The sequence below is a fragment of the Serratia sp. T13T92 genome (assembly GCF_047530105.1).
Classification (GTDB): domain Bacteria; phylum Pseudomonadota; class Gammaproteobacteria; order Enterobacterales; family Enterobacteriaceae; genus Chania; species Chania fonticola.
Genome location: NZ_JBLJAK010000020.1, coordinates 43196 through 58429 on the forward strand (window position 1 = coordinate 43196; position 15234 = coordinate 58429).

The window sequence follows — 15234 nt, forward strand, 5'->3', positions numbered from 1 at the left end:
GTGTGGTTGGTAAAGTAGGCGGATTTTATTTTCCGCCCCCAGCTTGCAGGATTATCCTTTCGTTATGTTTAAGAAATTTCGTGGCATGTTTTCTAATGACTTGTCCATCGACTTGGGTACCGCCAATACCCTGATTTATGTTAAAGGACAAGGCATTGTACTGAATGAACCGTCGGTGGTTGCCATTCGTCAGGATCGTGCCGGCTCACCCAAGAGCGTTGCGGCCGTAGGTCATGACGCCAAGCAAATGCTGGGGCGTACGCCTGGCAATATCGCTGCTATTCGCCCAATGAAAGACGGCGTGATCGCCGACTTCTTTGTCACCGAAAAAATGCTGCAGCATTTCATCAAGCAGGTTCACAGCAACAGCTTTATGCGCCCTAGCCCGCGCGTACTGGTTTGCGTACCTGTTGGTGCCACCCAGGTTGAACGCCGTGCGATCCGTGAGTCCGCTCAGGGTGCAGGCGCGCGTGAAGTCTTCCTGATTGAAGAGCCTATGGCTGCGGCGATCGGTGCGGGTCTGCCAGTATCGGAAGCCACTGGCTCCATGGTGGTTGATATCGGTGGTGGTACCACTGAAGTGGCGGTGATCTCGCTTAACGGCGTGGTGTACTCCTCTTCCGTGCGTATCGGCGGCGACCGCTTTGACGAAGCCATCATTAATTACGTGCGCCGTAACTACGGTTCACTGATCGGTGAAGCTACTGCAGAACGTATCAAGCACGGCATCGGCTCGGCCTATCCGGATGACGAAGTGCGTGAAATTGAAGTGCGTGGCCGTAACCTGGCAGAAGGTGTGCCGCGTGGTTTCACCATGAACTCCAATGAAATTCTCGAAGCTTTGCAGGAACCTCTGACCGGCATCGTCAGCGCGGTCATGGTTGCGCTGGAACAGTGCCCGCCGGAACTGGCTTCCGACATCTCCGAACGCGGTATGGTGCTGACCGGTGGTGGCGCATTGCTGCGTAACCTGGATCGCCTGCTGATGGAAGAGACCGGTATCCCGGTCGTGGTGGCTGAAGATCCTCTCACCTGTGTGGCTCGCGGTGGTGGCAAGGCGTTGGAAATGATCGACATGCATGGCGGCGATTTGTTCAGCGAAGAATAGTGAGCAGCCCCAGAATGGAGGGATCGTAGCGGATGACGGCATTAACCTGGCATCTGGTGCGTTCCTCTTTCTGTTGTCGAGGAACGTGCATAATTTATGAAGCCGATTTTTAGCAGGGGGCCTTCCCTGCAACTACGACTTTTCCTGGCAGTGATCGTGGCGATTGCACTGATCGTTGCCGACAGCCGGCTCGGTACGTTCGTTAAAATACGAAACTACATGGACACCGCCGTCAGCCCTTTTTACTTCTTGGCTAATGGGCCGCGTAAAGTTTTGGACAGCGTATCGGAAACGCTGGCTACCCGCCAACAGCTAGAGCTGGAAAACCGTGCTCTGCGGCAGGAACTGTTACTCAAAAACAGCGATAATCTTCTTCTTGGCCAATTCAAACAGGAAAATGCCCGTTTGCGTGAGCTGCTGGGCTCGCCGTTGCGCCAAGACGAACACAAAATGGTCACTCAGGTGATCTCCACCGGTTCAGACCCCTATAGCGATCAAGTAGTGATTGATAAAGGGTCGGACAACGGGGTTTATGAAGGCCAGCCGGTTATCAGTGATAAAGGCGTGGTCGGGCAGGTGGTGGCGGTGGCTAAAATGACCAGCCGCGTCCTGCTGATCTGTGATGCTTCCCATGCGTTGCCGATCCAGGTATTGCGCAATGATATCCGGGTGATTGCCGCAGGCAGTGGCTGTACGGATGACCTGCAGCTGGAACATTTGCCGGGCAATACCGATATCCGCGTCGGGGATGTGCTGGTCACCTCCGGTTTGGGTGGTCGCTTCCCTGAAGGGTATCCGGTAGCTGTGGTGTCCTCGGTAAAAGTGGATAACCAACGCGCCTATACCGTGATCCAGGCGCGGCCAACCGCTGGTCTGCAACGCTTGCGCTATCTGTTGTTACTATGGGGTGCCGATCGCAACGGCACCATGCCGCTGCCGCCGGAAGAAGTCCATCGCGTTGCCAATGAACGCCTGATGCAGATGATGCCGCAGGTATTGCCACCGGCTGATGCCATGGGCCCACCGGCTCCGCTGCCCGCTCCCGCTACCGGTACCGTTCAGCCGCCACCGGTGGGGACAACCCGATGAATCGCTATCGCAGCAACGGGCGCTGGATTATCTGGCTGTCATTCCTGGTGGCATTAGTGCTGCAAATCATGCCGTGGCCGGAGCAAATCTACATGTTTCGGCCATCCTGGCTGCTGCTGATCCTCACTTACTGGGTGATGGCGTTACCCCATCGGGTTAACGTCGGCACCGGCTTTATCCTGGGGCTGATCATGGATCTGATCCTGGGTTCCACGCTCGGCGTACGTGCGCTGGCCATGGGCATCATCGCCTATCTCGTCGCGTTCAAATTCCAATTATTCCGCAATATGGCACTGTGGCAGCAAGCGCTGATCGTTGTGCTGCTATCATTGGCCATGGACGTGGTGGTGTTCTGGGCGGAGTTTTTAGTGATCAACGTCTCTTTCCGCCCCGAGGTGTTCTGGAGTAGTGTGGTCAACGGCGTGCTTTGGCCGTGGTTATTCCTGCTGATGCGTAAGATCCGCCGTCAGTTTGCCGTACAATGAGGTTATAACGATGTTTTCGCTCTATCTTGCTTCCGGTTCCCCCCGTCGTCATGAACTGCTGACTCTGCTCGGCGTACCGTTCGAAGTCATTCTGACGCATACTGAAGAGCAGCGGCAGGAAGGGGAAGCGGCGGAAAATTACGTTCGCCGTCTGGCGCAGGATAAGGCCAGGGCGGGTGTATCCCTGGCGCAACAGGATTGGCCTGTGCTGGGGGCAGATACTATCGTGGTGTTGAACGGCCAGGTGTTGGAAAAACCACGGGATGAAGAGCATGCGGCGCAGATGCTGGCAGCCTTGTCCGGCAAACAGCATCAGGTGATGACCGCCGTGGCGATCGCCGATAAACAGGGCGTTTTATGCCAGTTGGTGGTCACCGACGTGACCTTCCGCAACCTGTCACCACAGGATATCTGCGACTATATCGCCACGGGCGAACCGATGGATAAAGCGGGCGCTTACGGAATTCAAGGCAAGGGTGGTTGTTTCGTCAGAACGATAACCGGAAGTTATCATGCGGTGATGGGGTTGCCGCTGGTCGAAACACATGAGCTGCTCAGTCATTTTGTCGCATTACGAGAGGTAAGAACCGGTTGATGCCACCACTAGATTTCCCGTCGCCGCCATAGCGTGAGCACAGGAAAGATAAGGGGCAGGCGCTACACCGGCTCTGAGGAGAAAGCATGACAGCTGAGCTACTGGTAAATATTACGCCGTCGGAAACGCGGGTTGCCTATATTGACGGCGGCATTCTGCAAGAGATCCATATTGAGCGCGAAGCCAAGCGTGGCATCGTGGGCAATATCTACAAAGGGCGTGTCAGCCGCGTGTTACCCGGCATGCAGGCGGCCTTTGTCGATATTGGCCTGGATAAAGCGGCCTTCCTGCACGCCTCCGATATCATGCCGCACACCGAGTGTGTTGCCGGTGATGAACAAAAGAATTTCTCCGTGCGTGATATCGCCGAACTGGTACGTCAGGGGCAGGACCTGATGGTTCAGGTGGTAAAAGATCCGCTTGGCACCAAGGGCGCACGCCTCACTACCGATATCACTCTACCTTCGCGCTACCTGGTCTTTATGCCGGGCGCAGCACACGTGGGGGTTTCCCAACGCATTGAAAGCGAAGCCGAACGCGAGCGTCTTAAGCGCGCCGTGGCGGGATATTGCGACGATCTGGGCGGCTTTATCATCCGCACCGCGGCGGAAGGGATCGGCGAAGAAGAGCTGGCGCAGGATGCCGCCTTCCTCAAGCGCTTGTGGACCAAGGTCATGGAGCGCAAAAAGCGTAACCAGACCAAGTACAAACTGTATGGCGAACTGGCGTTGGCGCACCGTATCCTGCGCGACTTTGCCGGGGCGGCGCTGGATCGTATCCGCGTCGATTCACGCCTGACGCATGACCAACTGGTGGAATTTACCGGCGAGTACATCCCGGATATCACCAATAAGCTGGAGCTGTATACCGGCAGCCAGCCGATCTTCGATCTGTACGACGTCGAGAACGAGATCCAGCGCGCGCTGGAGCGCAAGGTTGAATTGAAGTCCGGCGGTTACCTGATCATCGATCAAACCGAAGCCATGACCACCGTGGATATCAACACCGGGGCCTTTGTTGGCCACCGCAATCTTGATGAGACCATCTTCAATACCAACATCGAAGCGACGCAGGCCATTGCCCGCCAACTGCGGCTGCGCAACCTGGGCGGCATCATCATCATTGATTTTATCGATATGAACAATGATGAACACCGCCGCCGGGTATTGCACTCGTTGGAGCTGGCGCTGAGTAAAGATCGGGTAAAAACCACAATCAACGGTTTCTCTCAGCTAGGATTAGTGGAGATGACGCGTAAACGCACGCGTGAAAGTATTGAGCATGTGCTGTGTAACGACTGCCCGACCTGCCAAGGGCGCGGAACGGTGAAAACGGTGGAAACCGTCTGCTATGAGATTATGCGTGAGATCGTGCGCGTGCATCATGCTTACGATTCCGATCGTTTCCTGGTCTATGCATCTGCGGCCGTGGGTGAAGCGCTGAAAAGTGAAGAGTCACACGCGCTGGCGGAAGTGGAAATTTTCGTTGGTAAACAGGTCAAGGTGCAGATCGAACCTTTATACAGCCAGGAACAGTTTGACGTTGTGATGATGTAATACCCCTCACCCCAACCCTCTCCCATGGGGAGAGGGAGCTGGTACGGTGTCGTGGTTAAGTATGGTGTTCTTGATGTGGCTTAATAATCTGTGATGGTCAGGTAAATTTCTGCAACTGATAACGAACTCGATCGGTCCCCTCTCCCTGTGGGAGAGGGTTAGGGTGAGGGGCACAAGCGTTAGGTTATATATTTGGTCATTAAGGAGAAATGCGTGAGGCGACTGCCCGGGATCCTGTTAGCCACAGGCGCCATTTTGATAGTTGTTGTGGCGTTGCTGATCAGCGGGTTGCGTCTGGTGCTGCCTGAGCTTAACCACTATCGCCCGCAATTGCTGGAGAAGGTGCAGGCGATCGCCGGGGTGCCCGTCGAAGCCGACTATGTCCAGGGCAGTTGGGAAACCTTTGGCCCAACGCTGGAAGCCCGCAACATCCGTTTGGCCCTGCCAAAAAGCACGATCCAGATCGAGCGCGTCACGCTGGCGCTGGACGTGTGGCAATCCCTGCTGCATTGGCGCTGGCAGTTCCGCGATCTCACCTTCTATCAACTGCAGCTCGATCTTAACACGACGCTCGGGGGTGAAGGCAGTAATGGAAATGGCCTTACCCCGAACGGGGTCAGCGATCTGTTCCTGTATCAATTGGATCACTTTGATCTGCGCAACAGCCGCCTCTCGTTCCTTACCCCATCAGGCTCGCGTGCTGAATTCCACATCCCGCAAATGACCTGGCTCAACAGCCAAAACCGCCACCGCGCAGAAGGTCAAATCAGCCTGACCAGCCTGAATGGCCAGCACGGTGCGGTCCAGCTACGCCTGGATCTGCGGGATGAGCAGGGGTTGCTCAACACCGGCACCATTTATATGCAGGCCGATGAGATCGACATGAAGCCCTGGTTCAGCCGCTGGCTGCAAACCAATACCGGTCTCGAAAGCGCCGATTTCAGCCTGGCCGCCTGGCTCAATATCAAGAATGGTGCAATCTACAGCGGTAATGCCCTGCTTAATAAAGGCACCGCCAGTTGGTCGGCGGGTGGCGATCAACACCGGCTGGACGTCGATAATCTGGCGCTGGCACTGAGCCGTGAGGGCAACGGCTGGCAGGTGCATGTGCCAGCCCTGAACCTGAAAACCGATGGCCAAGCCTGGGCACCGGGAACCCTTACTGCGCTGTGGTTGCCGGAAAATACCCAATTTATCGGGCCAAACCAGAGTGAAGAACTGCGTATCCGCGCTACCGGCATCCAGCTGGAACGGTTGGAAGCGTTACTGCCTACTTTCTCGTTCCTCAGCCCGGAAGTGCTGGAGCACTGGAAAGACTTACAACCTCGCGGCATGCTCAGGGCGTTGGCGCTGGATATCCCGCTGCAACAGCCGGAAAAAACCCGTTTTCAGGCGTGGTGGCAGGATCTGAGCTGGCAACACTGGAAATTGTTGCCGGGCGTCGATCACTTTTCCGGCGCGTTAACCGGGGGCGTGGAAAACGGCCGTCTGACGCTGGGGCTGAACAACAGCACGCTGCCTTATGGCGATATGTTCCGGGCACCGTTGGAGATCGGCCGTGCGAGCGGGGCGTTGACCTGGCAAAACAACGCTCAAGGCTGGCAATTGGCAAGTCAAAGTCTGGATGTACAGGCCAAATCCCTGTGGATTAACGGTGATTTCCGCTATCAGCAACCGGCCAATGGCGAGCCTTGGCTGGATATTCTGGCTGGCATCCGTTTGTATGATGCCGGCGATGCCTGGCGTTATTTCCCTGAACCGCTGATGGGTAAACATTTGGTGGATTACCTCAGCGAAGCGATCCTGGGTGGGCAGGTTGATAATGCTTCCCTGATTTATGCGGGCGATCCACAGCACTTCCCGTATGAGAAGAACGAAGGGCAGTTTCAGGTGTTTGTCCCACTACGCCACGCTACCTTCCAGTTCCAGCCGGAATGGCCAGCGCTGGACGATCTGGCGATCGACCTCGACTTTGCCAACAATGGCCTGTGGATGAATGCGCCGCAAACCAAACTGGGCAATGCGACGGGCAGAAACATTAGCGCCGTCATTCCGGACTATAGCAAACAACGCCTGTTGATTGATGCCGACGTTGCGGGTACCGGGCAAGCTATCCACGACTATTTCATGCAGACCCCACTGGATGACTCTGTCGGGGCGGCATTAGATGAGCTGCAGGTGGGTGGCAATGTAAGTGGGCGCTTACATCTGAATATTCCGTTGGACGGTGAGCTTGTTAACGCCAGCGGTGAAGTGACGCTGAATAACAACTCGCTGTTGGTCAAGCCGCTGGAGAGCCAGCTAGAGAGAGTGAGCGGCAAGTTCCGTTTCGACAACGGCAACCTGCAGAGCGATACCCTGACGGCCAACTGGTTTGGGCAGCCGCTGACGGTCAACTTCGATACGCTGGAAGGCAAACAGGATTATAAGGTTAACGTTGGGCTGAAAGGCGATTGGCAACCGGCCAAGGTTGAAGGCCTGCCGCCAGAGTTTGCCAAAAAGCTGGCAGGCAGCGCGGCCTGGCAGGGTAAAGTGGCGATCAACCTGCCGCATAAAGGCGAGCCGAACTATGAGATAGGTGTGAATGCCGATCTGAAAAAAGTAAGCAGTCACTTACCTTCTCCCCTGAATAAAGCCGCAGGGGAAGCGTTACCGGTTAGCGTAAAAGTGAATGGCGGCCTGCAAGGATTTATGCTCAATGGCAGTGCGGGCAAGCAAAACCACTTCAACAGCGAATGGCTGCTGGCCAAACAGCAGGTGACGCTGGCACGTGCCGCCTGGAAAACCGGTGGTTTCGCTACCCCAACGTTACCCAAAGATAAATCCCTGGTGCTCAATCTGCCCGCGCTGGATGGCGAGCAATGGCTGGGGCTATTGGCACCGGCGATGAAGCAAAGCAGCGGTGCAGGCAAGGTGGGCAACTTTGTGTTCCCAACCAGCGTAACGCTCGAAACCCCACAGCTGACGCTGGGCGGACAGGCGTGGCATAACCTTCAGCTGGCGGTCGTGCAGCAGTTGGCGGGAACGACCGTTACCGCCAAGGGTAAAGAGATTGATGGTAGCCTGTCGATGCCGGATAAGGGCGTGTGGCGCGCGGATCTCGGCTATCTTTACTACAACCCGCAGTTTGCCAGCGGCGACGGTAGTGCTGGCGGAACCAACCCGTTGGACTCGAAGGAGCGGATCTCGTTCCAGGATTGGCCTTCGCTGATGTTGCGTTGTAAATCCTGCTGGATGATGGGGCAAAATCTTGGCACGGTTGAGGCCGATCTCAAACGTGAGGGTGACTCGCTGGTGCTAAGCCATGGCTTGGTGGACACCGGCTATGGCCGTATGAGTGCCACCGGCCTGTGGAAACAGAACGCTCAGGAAGAGCGCAGTGCGTTAAAGGGCAAACTGCTGGGCAGCAAAATCGATCGTACCGCCAGTTTCTTCGGCGTGATCATTCCATTAAAAGACGCACCCTACGATATCGATTTTGATCTGCACTGGCATGGGCAGCCATGGAAACCGCAGATCAACACGCTCAATGGCACCATGAAGGTCGATCTGGGCAAAGGCGAGATTGATAACGTCGGTGGTGGCCGGGCTGGGCAGTTGTTACGCCTGGTCAGCTTTGATGCCCTGCTGCGTAAATTACAGTTCGACTTCCGTGATACTTTCGGTAATGGATTTTACTTTGACTCCATACGCGGCACTATCTGGGCGAAAGATGGCATAATGCATACAGATAACTTTTTGGTGGATGGGCTGGCGGCGGATATCGCCATGAGCGGCCAGATCGACCTGGTGAAACGCCAGATTGATATGCAGGCCGTGATAGCGCCAGAGATCTCGGCGACAGTCGGCGTGGCGACCGCGTTTGTGATCAACCCGATTGTGGGGGCGGCGGTGTTTGCGGCCTCGAAAGTGCTGGGGCCGTTGTGGAGCAAGATCTCGTTTATCCGCTATGACATTACCGGTAGCCTGGACCACCCAAGTATTCATGAGGTGTTGCGTAAGCCAAAAGAGGATAAATCGCCATGAAAAATGCTAACGTTGCGTTATTACAGCTGTGTAGCGGTGAGCAGATACGGGACAACCTGGCCCAGATTGAGCAGCAGATCAAGCAGCTCAATCCCGGGATAAAACTGGTGATGACTCCGGAGAACGCCTTACTGTTTGCCAACTCGGCCGCCTACCGTGAACATGCGGAAACGGAGGGGCACGGGCCGCTGCAGCAGGCGGTACGTGATATGGCTCGCCGTTATGGGGTATGGTTGCTGGTTGGCTCTATGCCATTGATCAGCCGCGAAGATCCGACACGCATCACCACCAGCAGCCTACTGTTTGACGATCAGGGCGAAATCCGTGGCCGTTACGACAAACTGCACATGTTCGACGTGGATATCAATGATATCCATGCCCATTACCGCGAGTCGGATACCTATCAGCATGGCCAGCAATTAACGGTGGTCGATACGCCGGTTGGCCGCTTGGGCATGACGATATGCTACGACCTGCGCTTCCCTGGCCTGTATCAGGCGCTGCGTGCGCAAGGTGCGGAACTGATCTCGGTGCCCGCCGCATTTACCCGCGTGACCGGTGAGGCACACTGGGAGATTTTGCTGCGTGCCCGCGCTATCGAGAACCAGTGTGTGATCCTGGCTCCTGCGCAGGTAGGTCGTCACGGGGCCACCCGCCGCACCTGGGGACATTCCATGGTGGTAGACAGCTGGGGCAATGTGCTGGCAGAAAACCCCGACGCGGTCTCCGCGCTGAAAGTGCGCGTGGATACCGGCAAGTTGCATACCATCCGCAAACAGATGCCGGTGATGCAGCACAATCGATTCCAGCCGACGCTGATTGCGCCGGTTGAAAACTCCTCCAATAAAGAGTGAAAAAATTATGAGCCTGTCGTTTGTCAGTGAGCAGTTACTCGCTGTGAATAAGCTGAGTCATCAAGACCTGTTCTCCGTATTGGGTCAACTGGCCGAACGCCGCCTCGATTACGCCGACCTCTATTTTCAGTCCAGCTACCACGAAGCCTGGGTGATTGAGGACGGCATCATTAAAGATGGCTCGTACAATATCGACCAGGGCGTTGGCGTGCGCGCGGTCAGCGGTGAAAAGACCGGCTTTGCCTATGCGGACCAAATCACCCTGAACGCCCTGAACCAAAGTGCTCAGGCTGCTCGCAGCATTGTGCGTGACAGCGGCAATGGCAAAGTCCATACGCTGGGTGAGATCGGCTATCAGGCGCTGTATCCTTTACTCGATCCGCTGCAAAGCCTGCCGCGGGAAGAGAAGATCGCGCTGTTGCACCGGGTAGATAAGGTCGCGCGTGCTGAAGACAAGCGCGTACAGGAAGTAACGGCCAGCATCACCGGCGTGTATGAGCAGATACTGGTTGCGGCAACGGACGGCACTCTGGCGGCAGACGTTCGCCCACTGGTGCGTTTCTCCGTCAGCGTGCTGGTGGAAGAAGACGGCAAGCGTGAGCGCGGAGCCAGCGGTGGCGGTGGCCGTTTTGGCTATGACTACTTCCTGGAAGTGGTGGACGGTGAAGTACGTGCCGATGCTTTTGCCAAAGAAGCGGTGCGTATGGCGCTGGTCAACCTCTCTGCCGTGGCTGCCCCTGCGGGCACCATGCCTGTGGTACTAGGCGCGGGTTGGCCGGGAGTGTTGTTGCATGAAGCTGTCGGTCACGGGCTGGAAGGTGACTTCAACCGCCGTGGCACTTCAGTATTCAGTGGCCAGATGGGTCAACTGGTGGCTTCTGAGCTGTGCACCGTGGTGGATGATGGCACCTTGCAAGGCCGCCGTGGTTCACTGGCGATCGATGACGAAGGCGTGCCGGGCCAATACAACGTGCTGATCGAGAACGGCATCCTGAAAGGCTATATGCAAGATAAGCTCAACGCACGGCTGATGGGCGTAGCGCCTACCGGCAACGGCCGCCGCGAGTCTTATGCTCACCTGCCAATGCCGCGTATGACCAACACCTACATGCTGGCGGGCAAGTCGACGCCAGAAGATATTATCGCCAGCGTAGAATATGGCCTGTATGCGCCGAACTTTGGCGGTGGTCAGGTCGATATCACCTCCGGGAAATTTGTCTTCTCTACCTCTGAAGCCTATCTGATCGAAAATGGCCGCGTCACCAAACCGGTGAAGGGTGCCACGTTGATCGGTTCAGGTATTGAGGCGATGCAGCAGATTTCGATGGTGGGCAACGATCTGGCGCTGGATAAGGGCGTAGGCGTGTGCGGTAAAGAAGGGCAGAGCCTGCCTGTAGGGGTTGGCCAACCTACGCTGAAGCTGGATTCACTCACCGTGGGTGGCACGGCGTAATAAGCGCGGTTTAATGTATCAAGCCCTGACCCTCACGGGTTGGGGCCAAAGCTAATTTGTGAAACCGGATAAGACCAGCCTGGATTACGTGTCTGTATACTCCATATCCTGATGGGGTATGCCATCCTCAAGGTATTCGCCGGATACCGTTTTGAAACCGAATCCTTCATAGAATTTGACCAGGTGAGACTGTGCTGAGAGCTTTATCGCCTTGCCCGGTTCGTAACCGTGGATTAAGGACATCGTTTTTTCCATCAGCCTGACACCCAACTTCTGACCCCTGACGGAATCATCAACAATCACTCGCGTGATTTTGGCTGCATCCGGAGAATCATCCACATGCAGCACTCTCGCGTAGGCGACAAGCTTAGCGTCGCTGTATCCGGCAACGTGAAGGGTGCTATTAAGCAGATCCTGTCCATCAATATCCTGAAACGGGCACGTCTGCTCTACGACAAACACCGCCATGCGCAGCGCCAGAATATCATGCAACTGCTGCGCGCTGAGGCTGCTGCCCTTCAATGCCTGCCAGCTTATTTCCATCTTTAACCCTTACTTTGTTTGTTAACCATGAAATTACGGCCCTGGGCTGATGACGGCCGGAATGATGATAACAGCTAGTCATTCAGTCATAATATCACTCCATAACTTAATGAATATACTGAATTTTACTGTGCGATTAGCTGGATGAATCATGAAGTTTTCTGACAAAGAGGGTGAGTCTGGATCCTAGCAACCTCTCCAGACACATCATTGGGGATCGTTGGTGACAGCCGCTGCATTAGACAGCTGGGTCCCCTGATGATAGTAAAGTGCAATCATCAGTTGGCTAAGTTCCTTGAAATTAAATGGATCCAACGACGTCGCTTCTTTTATCTGGTTAAGCCGGTAGGTGAGCGTGTTGCGATGTACCCCAAGTTCCCTCGCAGCGTTTGCCAGTTCGGCATTGTGTGCGATATAGGTACTTAACGTGTTGAGCAGTATTTGACCCGTGCTCAGCATCAGTAATTTATCGATTCTCTGTTTGAAATAAAGGGTAAATGAGCTGCTTCTGGCTTCATTCAACAACCCGCTGAAGGCAAACTGTTGGCCGTTAATGACCCGCGGTTGTGGTAACGACTCCCGAGCATGTTCTATCATCTCTTTGATCATAAATACCGATTGGCGGAAAATCCCGGCAGAGCCAGACTCTACCCCAATGCCAATAGTGTAATGGCTCAGCTGAGTTTCCATAAAGGCGTTCATAGCTTTAACCGTGGCTTCGGTCTGTTCGATCGCGGTGATAATTAACAGGATCTCATCATTGCTGAGCAATATTACCCGTTGGGATTTTAAAATATGTGAGAGTTTATTGAGGATGTGATCGATGGTTTGCCCCAATAAATGCCCGCCGGTTTCAATATTGATCAATACCGGCAACAGGGGTTGTGACAGGTCGATCTCTTGCTGTACCAACTGGTGAAGTATTTCCTTACCTTTGTCAGTATCGCCCACTTCAAGATACTGTTTTAGCAACAGATCTCTGATGCGGTATTGCCAGTTCATTTCCCGGATAGCTAAAGACTGTTTGATCAACAGCTCTGCCGCCAGAATCGCCAGCTCGGCATAACGCGCAATCGCGGCAGGATTGCCACTGATACCTATCACCATAACGACCTGATCATCCACGATAATCGGATGATTGATACCGGGTTGCACATTTCTGTACCTGGCCGCCTGCTGAGCATTTTCTATCGTCATCCGCTGGCGGCTCTTTATCACCTCAAATGCCACTTCATGCCGTTCACCGATCCTATGTGGTTCGCCCGAAGCGATAATTACGCCCTGATGGTCAATAACATTAACATTATAATGGATAATACTCATCGCTCGTTTCACAATGGTATTAGCCAGCTCTAAGGTGATTAGCATACTCATACCTTTATGATATAAACCTCTATTGTAGTGAGGGAGGATAAATATAATATCGAATGTTTCTTGCCAATTTCACGGTAAGCTTATTGCCCCTTCAACAGATCTACCTATTAAACTTAATACAATTCAGGTAACTCAACGCGTAAGCCGATGTTTGCCATCCGACCCTCTCTTTGGCTGAGGGCCGGAAATATCTATTGCGCTAACTTAAGAGGCTACCTTTCCCGCTCAAACAGCATTGAGATCCCTTGCCCTCCACCGATACACATGGTGGCTAAACCGCTATTGACGCCACGGCGCTCCATCTCATACATCAGTTTTACAGCGATGATGGCACCGCTGGCCCCAACAGGATGCCCCAGCGCAATGGCTCCCCCGTTGACGTTCACTTTCGCCGGATCCAGCTCCAGATCGTTCATCACCGCCAATGATTGGGCGGCAAAGGCCTCATTAAGCTCAATAAGGTCGATATCGTGCACCGACATATTCAACTTTTGCATCAGTTTACGAGTTGCCGGAGCCGGGCCAAAGCCCATGATTTCTGCCTCACAACCTGCCACTGCCCAGCCTCGGATCACCATCCGGATGGGTAGCCCCAGTTTTTCAGCGTTGGCTCGGGTAGTGACAACCAACGCGGCGGCCCCATCATTGATACCTGATGACGTTGCTGCTGTGACCGTGCCGTCTTTTTTAAACGCCGGTTTCAACTGCGCATACTTTTCTTTCGGCGTATCCCTTGGGTGTTCATCGATGGCAAACAGACGGCTGCTCTTGCCTTCACGAACCTCCAGCGGCAGGATTTGCGAGGTAAAATGCCCCTCCTTGATGGCTGCCAAGGCTTTTTGCTGACTGCACCAGGCAAACTCGTCCATCGCCTCACGGCTGATGTTAAAACGCTCCGCGACGAACTCGGCGGTCATACCGTTGTGATAAGGTCCTTCCGGCCAGGTCAAGATAGAGACGATGCCGTCTTCCAGCTCTCCGTGCCCAAGGCGATAACCATAACGAGCCTTGCGAATATAGTGGGGCAGTTGGGTCATATTCTCTGTCCCACAGGCGACGGCGATTTCGGCGTTACCGGTTTGCAGTTCCAACATGCAATCGACAATCGCTTGCAGACCCGAACCGCATTGGCGGTTCACCGAATAGGACGTCGTTTCGTTCGGTAACCCCGCGCGCAGCTGGCAAATACGGGCGATAAAACCACTCTCCGCGATTTGCCCTACGTTACCTACCACCACCTCATCAATTTGTGCGGGTTGCAGCCCGGCACGGGCCACGGCCTCACGGATCACCGCTGCGCCCAAATCATGCTGGTGCGTATCTTTAAAGCTACCGCCCATGGTACCGATCGCCGTGCGTACGCCGCTGACGACGACAATGTCATTTGCATTTTTCATTCTATTCTCCTTACAGCACCATGCCGCCGCCGACGTTGATCACTTCGCCATTGATATAGCGTGCCTCGTCGGAAGCCAGGAAGGCGACACAATGGCCGACATCAACCGGATCGCCAGCGAAACCTGCGGGAATTTTGCCGATCATGATGTCCCATACTTTTTCCGGCACCCCACGAGTCATATCGGTTTCGATAAACCCTGGGCAGATGGCGTTCACGGTAACCCCTTTTTTTGCCAGCTCCCGGCAGGCCGTTTTGGTCAGGCCGATCACCCCGGCTTTTGAAGCGGCATAGTTGGCTTGCCCAACATTGCCTAACCAGCTGGCCGAAGAGATATTGATGATCCGCCCGCTGGCACGTTCACGCATGCGTACGGCGGCTTCCTGCATGCAGTGGAAGGTCCCTTTCAGGTTGATATCCATCACCAGATCCCAATTCTCTTCCGTTAGCTTGTGTAACATGGCATCACGGTTAATCCCGGCGTTATTGACCAGAATATCTATCGGCCCCAGCTGCTGCTCAGCCGCAATAAATAACTGGTTAACCTCTTCGCGGTTGGCAATATTACAGGCGATGAAAATGGCTTTATGGCCCGCGCTCACCAATTCGGCGGCAGTTTTATTGCCACCTTCCTGGTCGACATCACAAATGACTATCGCGGCCCCTTTCTCAGCCAATACCTGGGCAATGCCTCGCCCAAGACCACGGCTGGCCCCGGTGACGATAGCCACTTTATTCGTTAAACACATAGGGTA

At 54.7% G+C, this 15234-nt stretch carries 12 protein-coding genes; 8 read left to right on the top strand and 4 right to left on the bottom strand.

Annotated features, from left to right (window positions below):
- The first annotated feature begins 64 nt into the window (after positions 1-64).
- The 8 genes from mreB to tldD all read left to right on the top strand — a co-directional run bounded on the left by mreB (position 65) and on the right by tldD (position 11166).
- Positions 65-1108 carry a rod shape-determining protein MreB gene (gene mreB / locus ACMV5I_RS18105; RefSeq protein ID WP_021180765.1) on the top strand — a complete coding sequence of 348 codons (1044 nt, stop codon included), beginning with the start codon at positions 65-67 and terminating at the stop codon, positions 1106-1108.
- 96 nt (positions 1109-1204) lie between these two features.
- Positions 1205-2197 (top strand): rod shape-determining protein MreC, encoded by a 993-nt coding sequence (gene mreC, locus ACMV5I_RS18110; RefSeq protein ID WP_024527964.1) that lies wholly within the window; start codon positions 1205-1207, stop codon positions 2195-2197.
- Positions 2194-2682, top strand: coding sequence for a rod shape-determining protein MreD (mreD, locus tag ACMV5I_RS18115; protein WP_024483772.1), 489 nt, complete (start codon positions 2194-2196; stop codon positions 2680-2682). Before mreC ends, mreD begins: the two co-directional genes overlap by 4 nt.
- Before the next feature lie 10 nt (positions 2683-2692).
- Positions 2693-3277 (top strand): Maf family protein, encoded by a 585-nt coding sequence (locus ACMV5I_RS18120; RefSeq protein ID WP_024483771.1) that lies wholly within the window; start codon positions 2693-2695, stop codon positions 3275-3277.
- An 86-nt stretch (positions 3278-3363) separates the two neighbouring features.
- Complete coding sequence (gene rng, locus ACMV5I_RS18125; RefSeq protein ID WP_021180761.1) at positions 3364-4833, top strand: ribonuclease G; 1470 nt, start codon at positions 3364-3366, stop codon at positions 4831-4833.
- A 213-nt stretch (positions 4834-5046) separates the two neighbouring features.
- Positions 5047-8859, top strand: coding sequence for an AsmA2 domain-containing protein YhdP (gene yhdP, locus ACMV5I_RS18130; RefSeq protein WP_414824987.1), 3813 nt, complete (start codon positions 5047-5049; stop codon positions 8857-8859).
- Positions 8856-9713, top strand: coding sequence for a deaminated glutathione amidase (gene nit1 / locus ACMV5I_RS18135; RefSeq protein ID WP_024483769.1), 858 nt, complete (start codon positions 8856-8858; stop codon positions 9711-9713). The genes yhdP and nit1 overlap by 4 nt, the downstream gene beginning before the upstream one ends.
- A gap of 7 nt (positions 9714-9720) precedes the next feature.
- Positions 9721-11166: a metalloprotease TldD gene (tldD, locus tag ACMV5I_RS18140; RefSeq protein WP_021807011.1), complete on the top strand. Its 1446-nt coding sequence runs from the start codon at positions 9721-9723 to the stop codon at positions 11164-11166.
- A gap of 84 nt (positions 11167-11250) precedes the next feature.
- Here tldD and ACMV5I_RS18145 read toward each other — a convergent pair whose 3' ends face one another.
- The 4 genes from ACMV5I_RS18145 to fabG all read right to left on the bottom strand — a co-directional run bounded on the left by ACMV5I_RS18145 (position 11251) and on the right by fabG (position 15228).
- The gene (locus ACMV5I_RS18145; protein WP_414824988.1) at positions 11251-11709 is read right to left on the bottom strand and encodes a GNAT family N-acetyltransferase; all 459 of its coding nucleotides are present in this window, start codon (positions 11707-11709) and stop codon (positions 11251-11253) included.
- 207 nt (positions 11710-11916) lie between these two features.
- Positions 11917-13077 carry a CdaR family transcriptional regulator gene (locus tag ACMV5I_RS18150; RefSeq protein ID WP_414824989.1) on the bottom strand — a complete coding sequence of 387 codons (1161 nt, stop codon included), beginning with the start codon at positions 13075-13077 and terminating at the stop codon, positions 11917-11919.
- 218 nt (positions 13078-13295) lie between these two features.
- Positions 13296-14480 (bottom strand): thiolase family protein, encoded by a 1185-nt coding sequence (locus ACMV5I_RS18155; RefSeq protein WP_414824990.1) that lies wholly within the window; start codon positions 14478-14480, stop codon positions 13296-13298.
- A gap of 10 nt (positions 14481-14490) precedes the next feature.
- Entirely contained in the window at positions 14491-15228 is a 738-nt protein-coding gene (gene fabG / locus ACMV5I_RS18160) for a 3-oxoacyl-ACP reductase FabG (RefSeq protein WP_115159778.1), read from the bottom strand.
- Positions 15229-15234: the final 6 nt, after the last annotated feature.

Excerpts from the sequence above, each read along its gene's own strand:
- ACMV5I_RS18155 (WP_414824990.1), bottom strand. The coding sequence starts at position 14,480 with ATGAAAAATGCAAATGACATTGTCGTCGTCAGCGGCGTACGCACGGCG.
- rng (WP_021180761.1), top strand. The coding sequence starts at position 3,364 with ATGACAGCTGAGCTACTGGTAAATATTACGCCGTCGGAAACGCGGGTT.
- ACMV5I_RS18150 (WP_414824989.1), bottom strand. The coding sequence starts at position 13,077 with ATGCTAATCACCTTAGAGCTGGCTAATACCATTGTGAAACGAGCGATG.
- ACMV5I_RS18145 (WP_414824988.1), bottom strand. The coding sequence starts at position 11,709 with ATGGAAATAAGCTGGCAGGCATTGAAGGGCAGCAGCCTCAGCGCGCAG.
- mreB (WP_021180765.1), top strand. The coding sequence starts at position 65 with ATGTTTAAGAAATTTCGTGGCATGTTTTCTAATGACTTGTCCATCGAC.
- tldD (WP_021807011.1), top strand. The coding sequence starts at position 9,721 with ATGAGCCTGTCGTTTGTCAGTGAGCAGTTACTCGCTGTGAATAAGCTG.
- fabG (WP_115159778.1), bottom strand. The coding sequence starts at position 15,228 with ATGTGTTTAACGAATAAAGTGGCTATCGTCACCGGGGCCAGCCGTGGT.
- nit1 (WP_024483769.1), top strand. The coding sequence starts at position 8,856 with ATGAAAAATGCTAACGTTGCGTTATTACAGCTGTGTAGCGGTGAGCAG.
- mreC (WP_024527964.1), top strand. The coding sequence starts at position 1,205 with ATGAAGCCGATTTTTAGCAGGGGGCCTTCCCTGCAACTACGACTTTTC.
- ACMV5I_RS18120 (WP_024483771.1), top strand. The coding sequence starts at position 2,693 with ATGTTTTCGCTCTATCTTGCTTCCGGTTCCCCCCGTCGTCATGAACTG.
- mreD (WP_024483772.1), top strand. The coding sequence starts at position 2,194 with ATGAATCGCTATCGCAGCAACGGGCGCTGGATTATCTGGCTGTCATTC.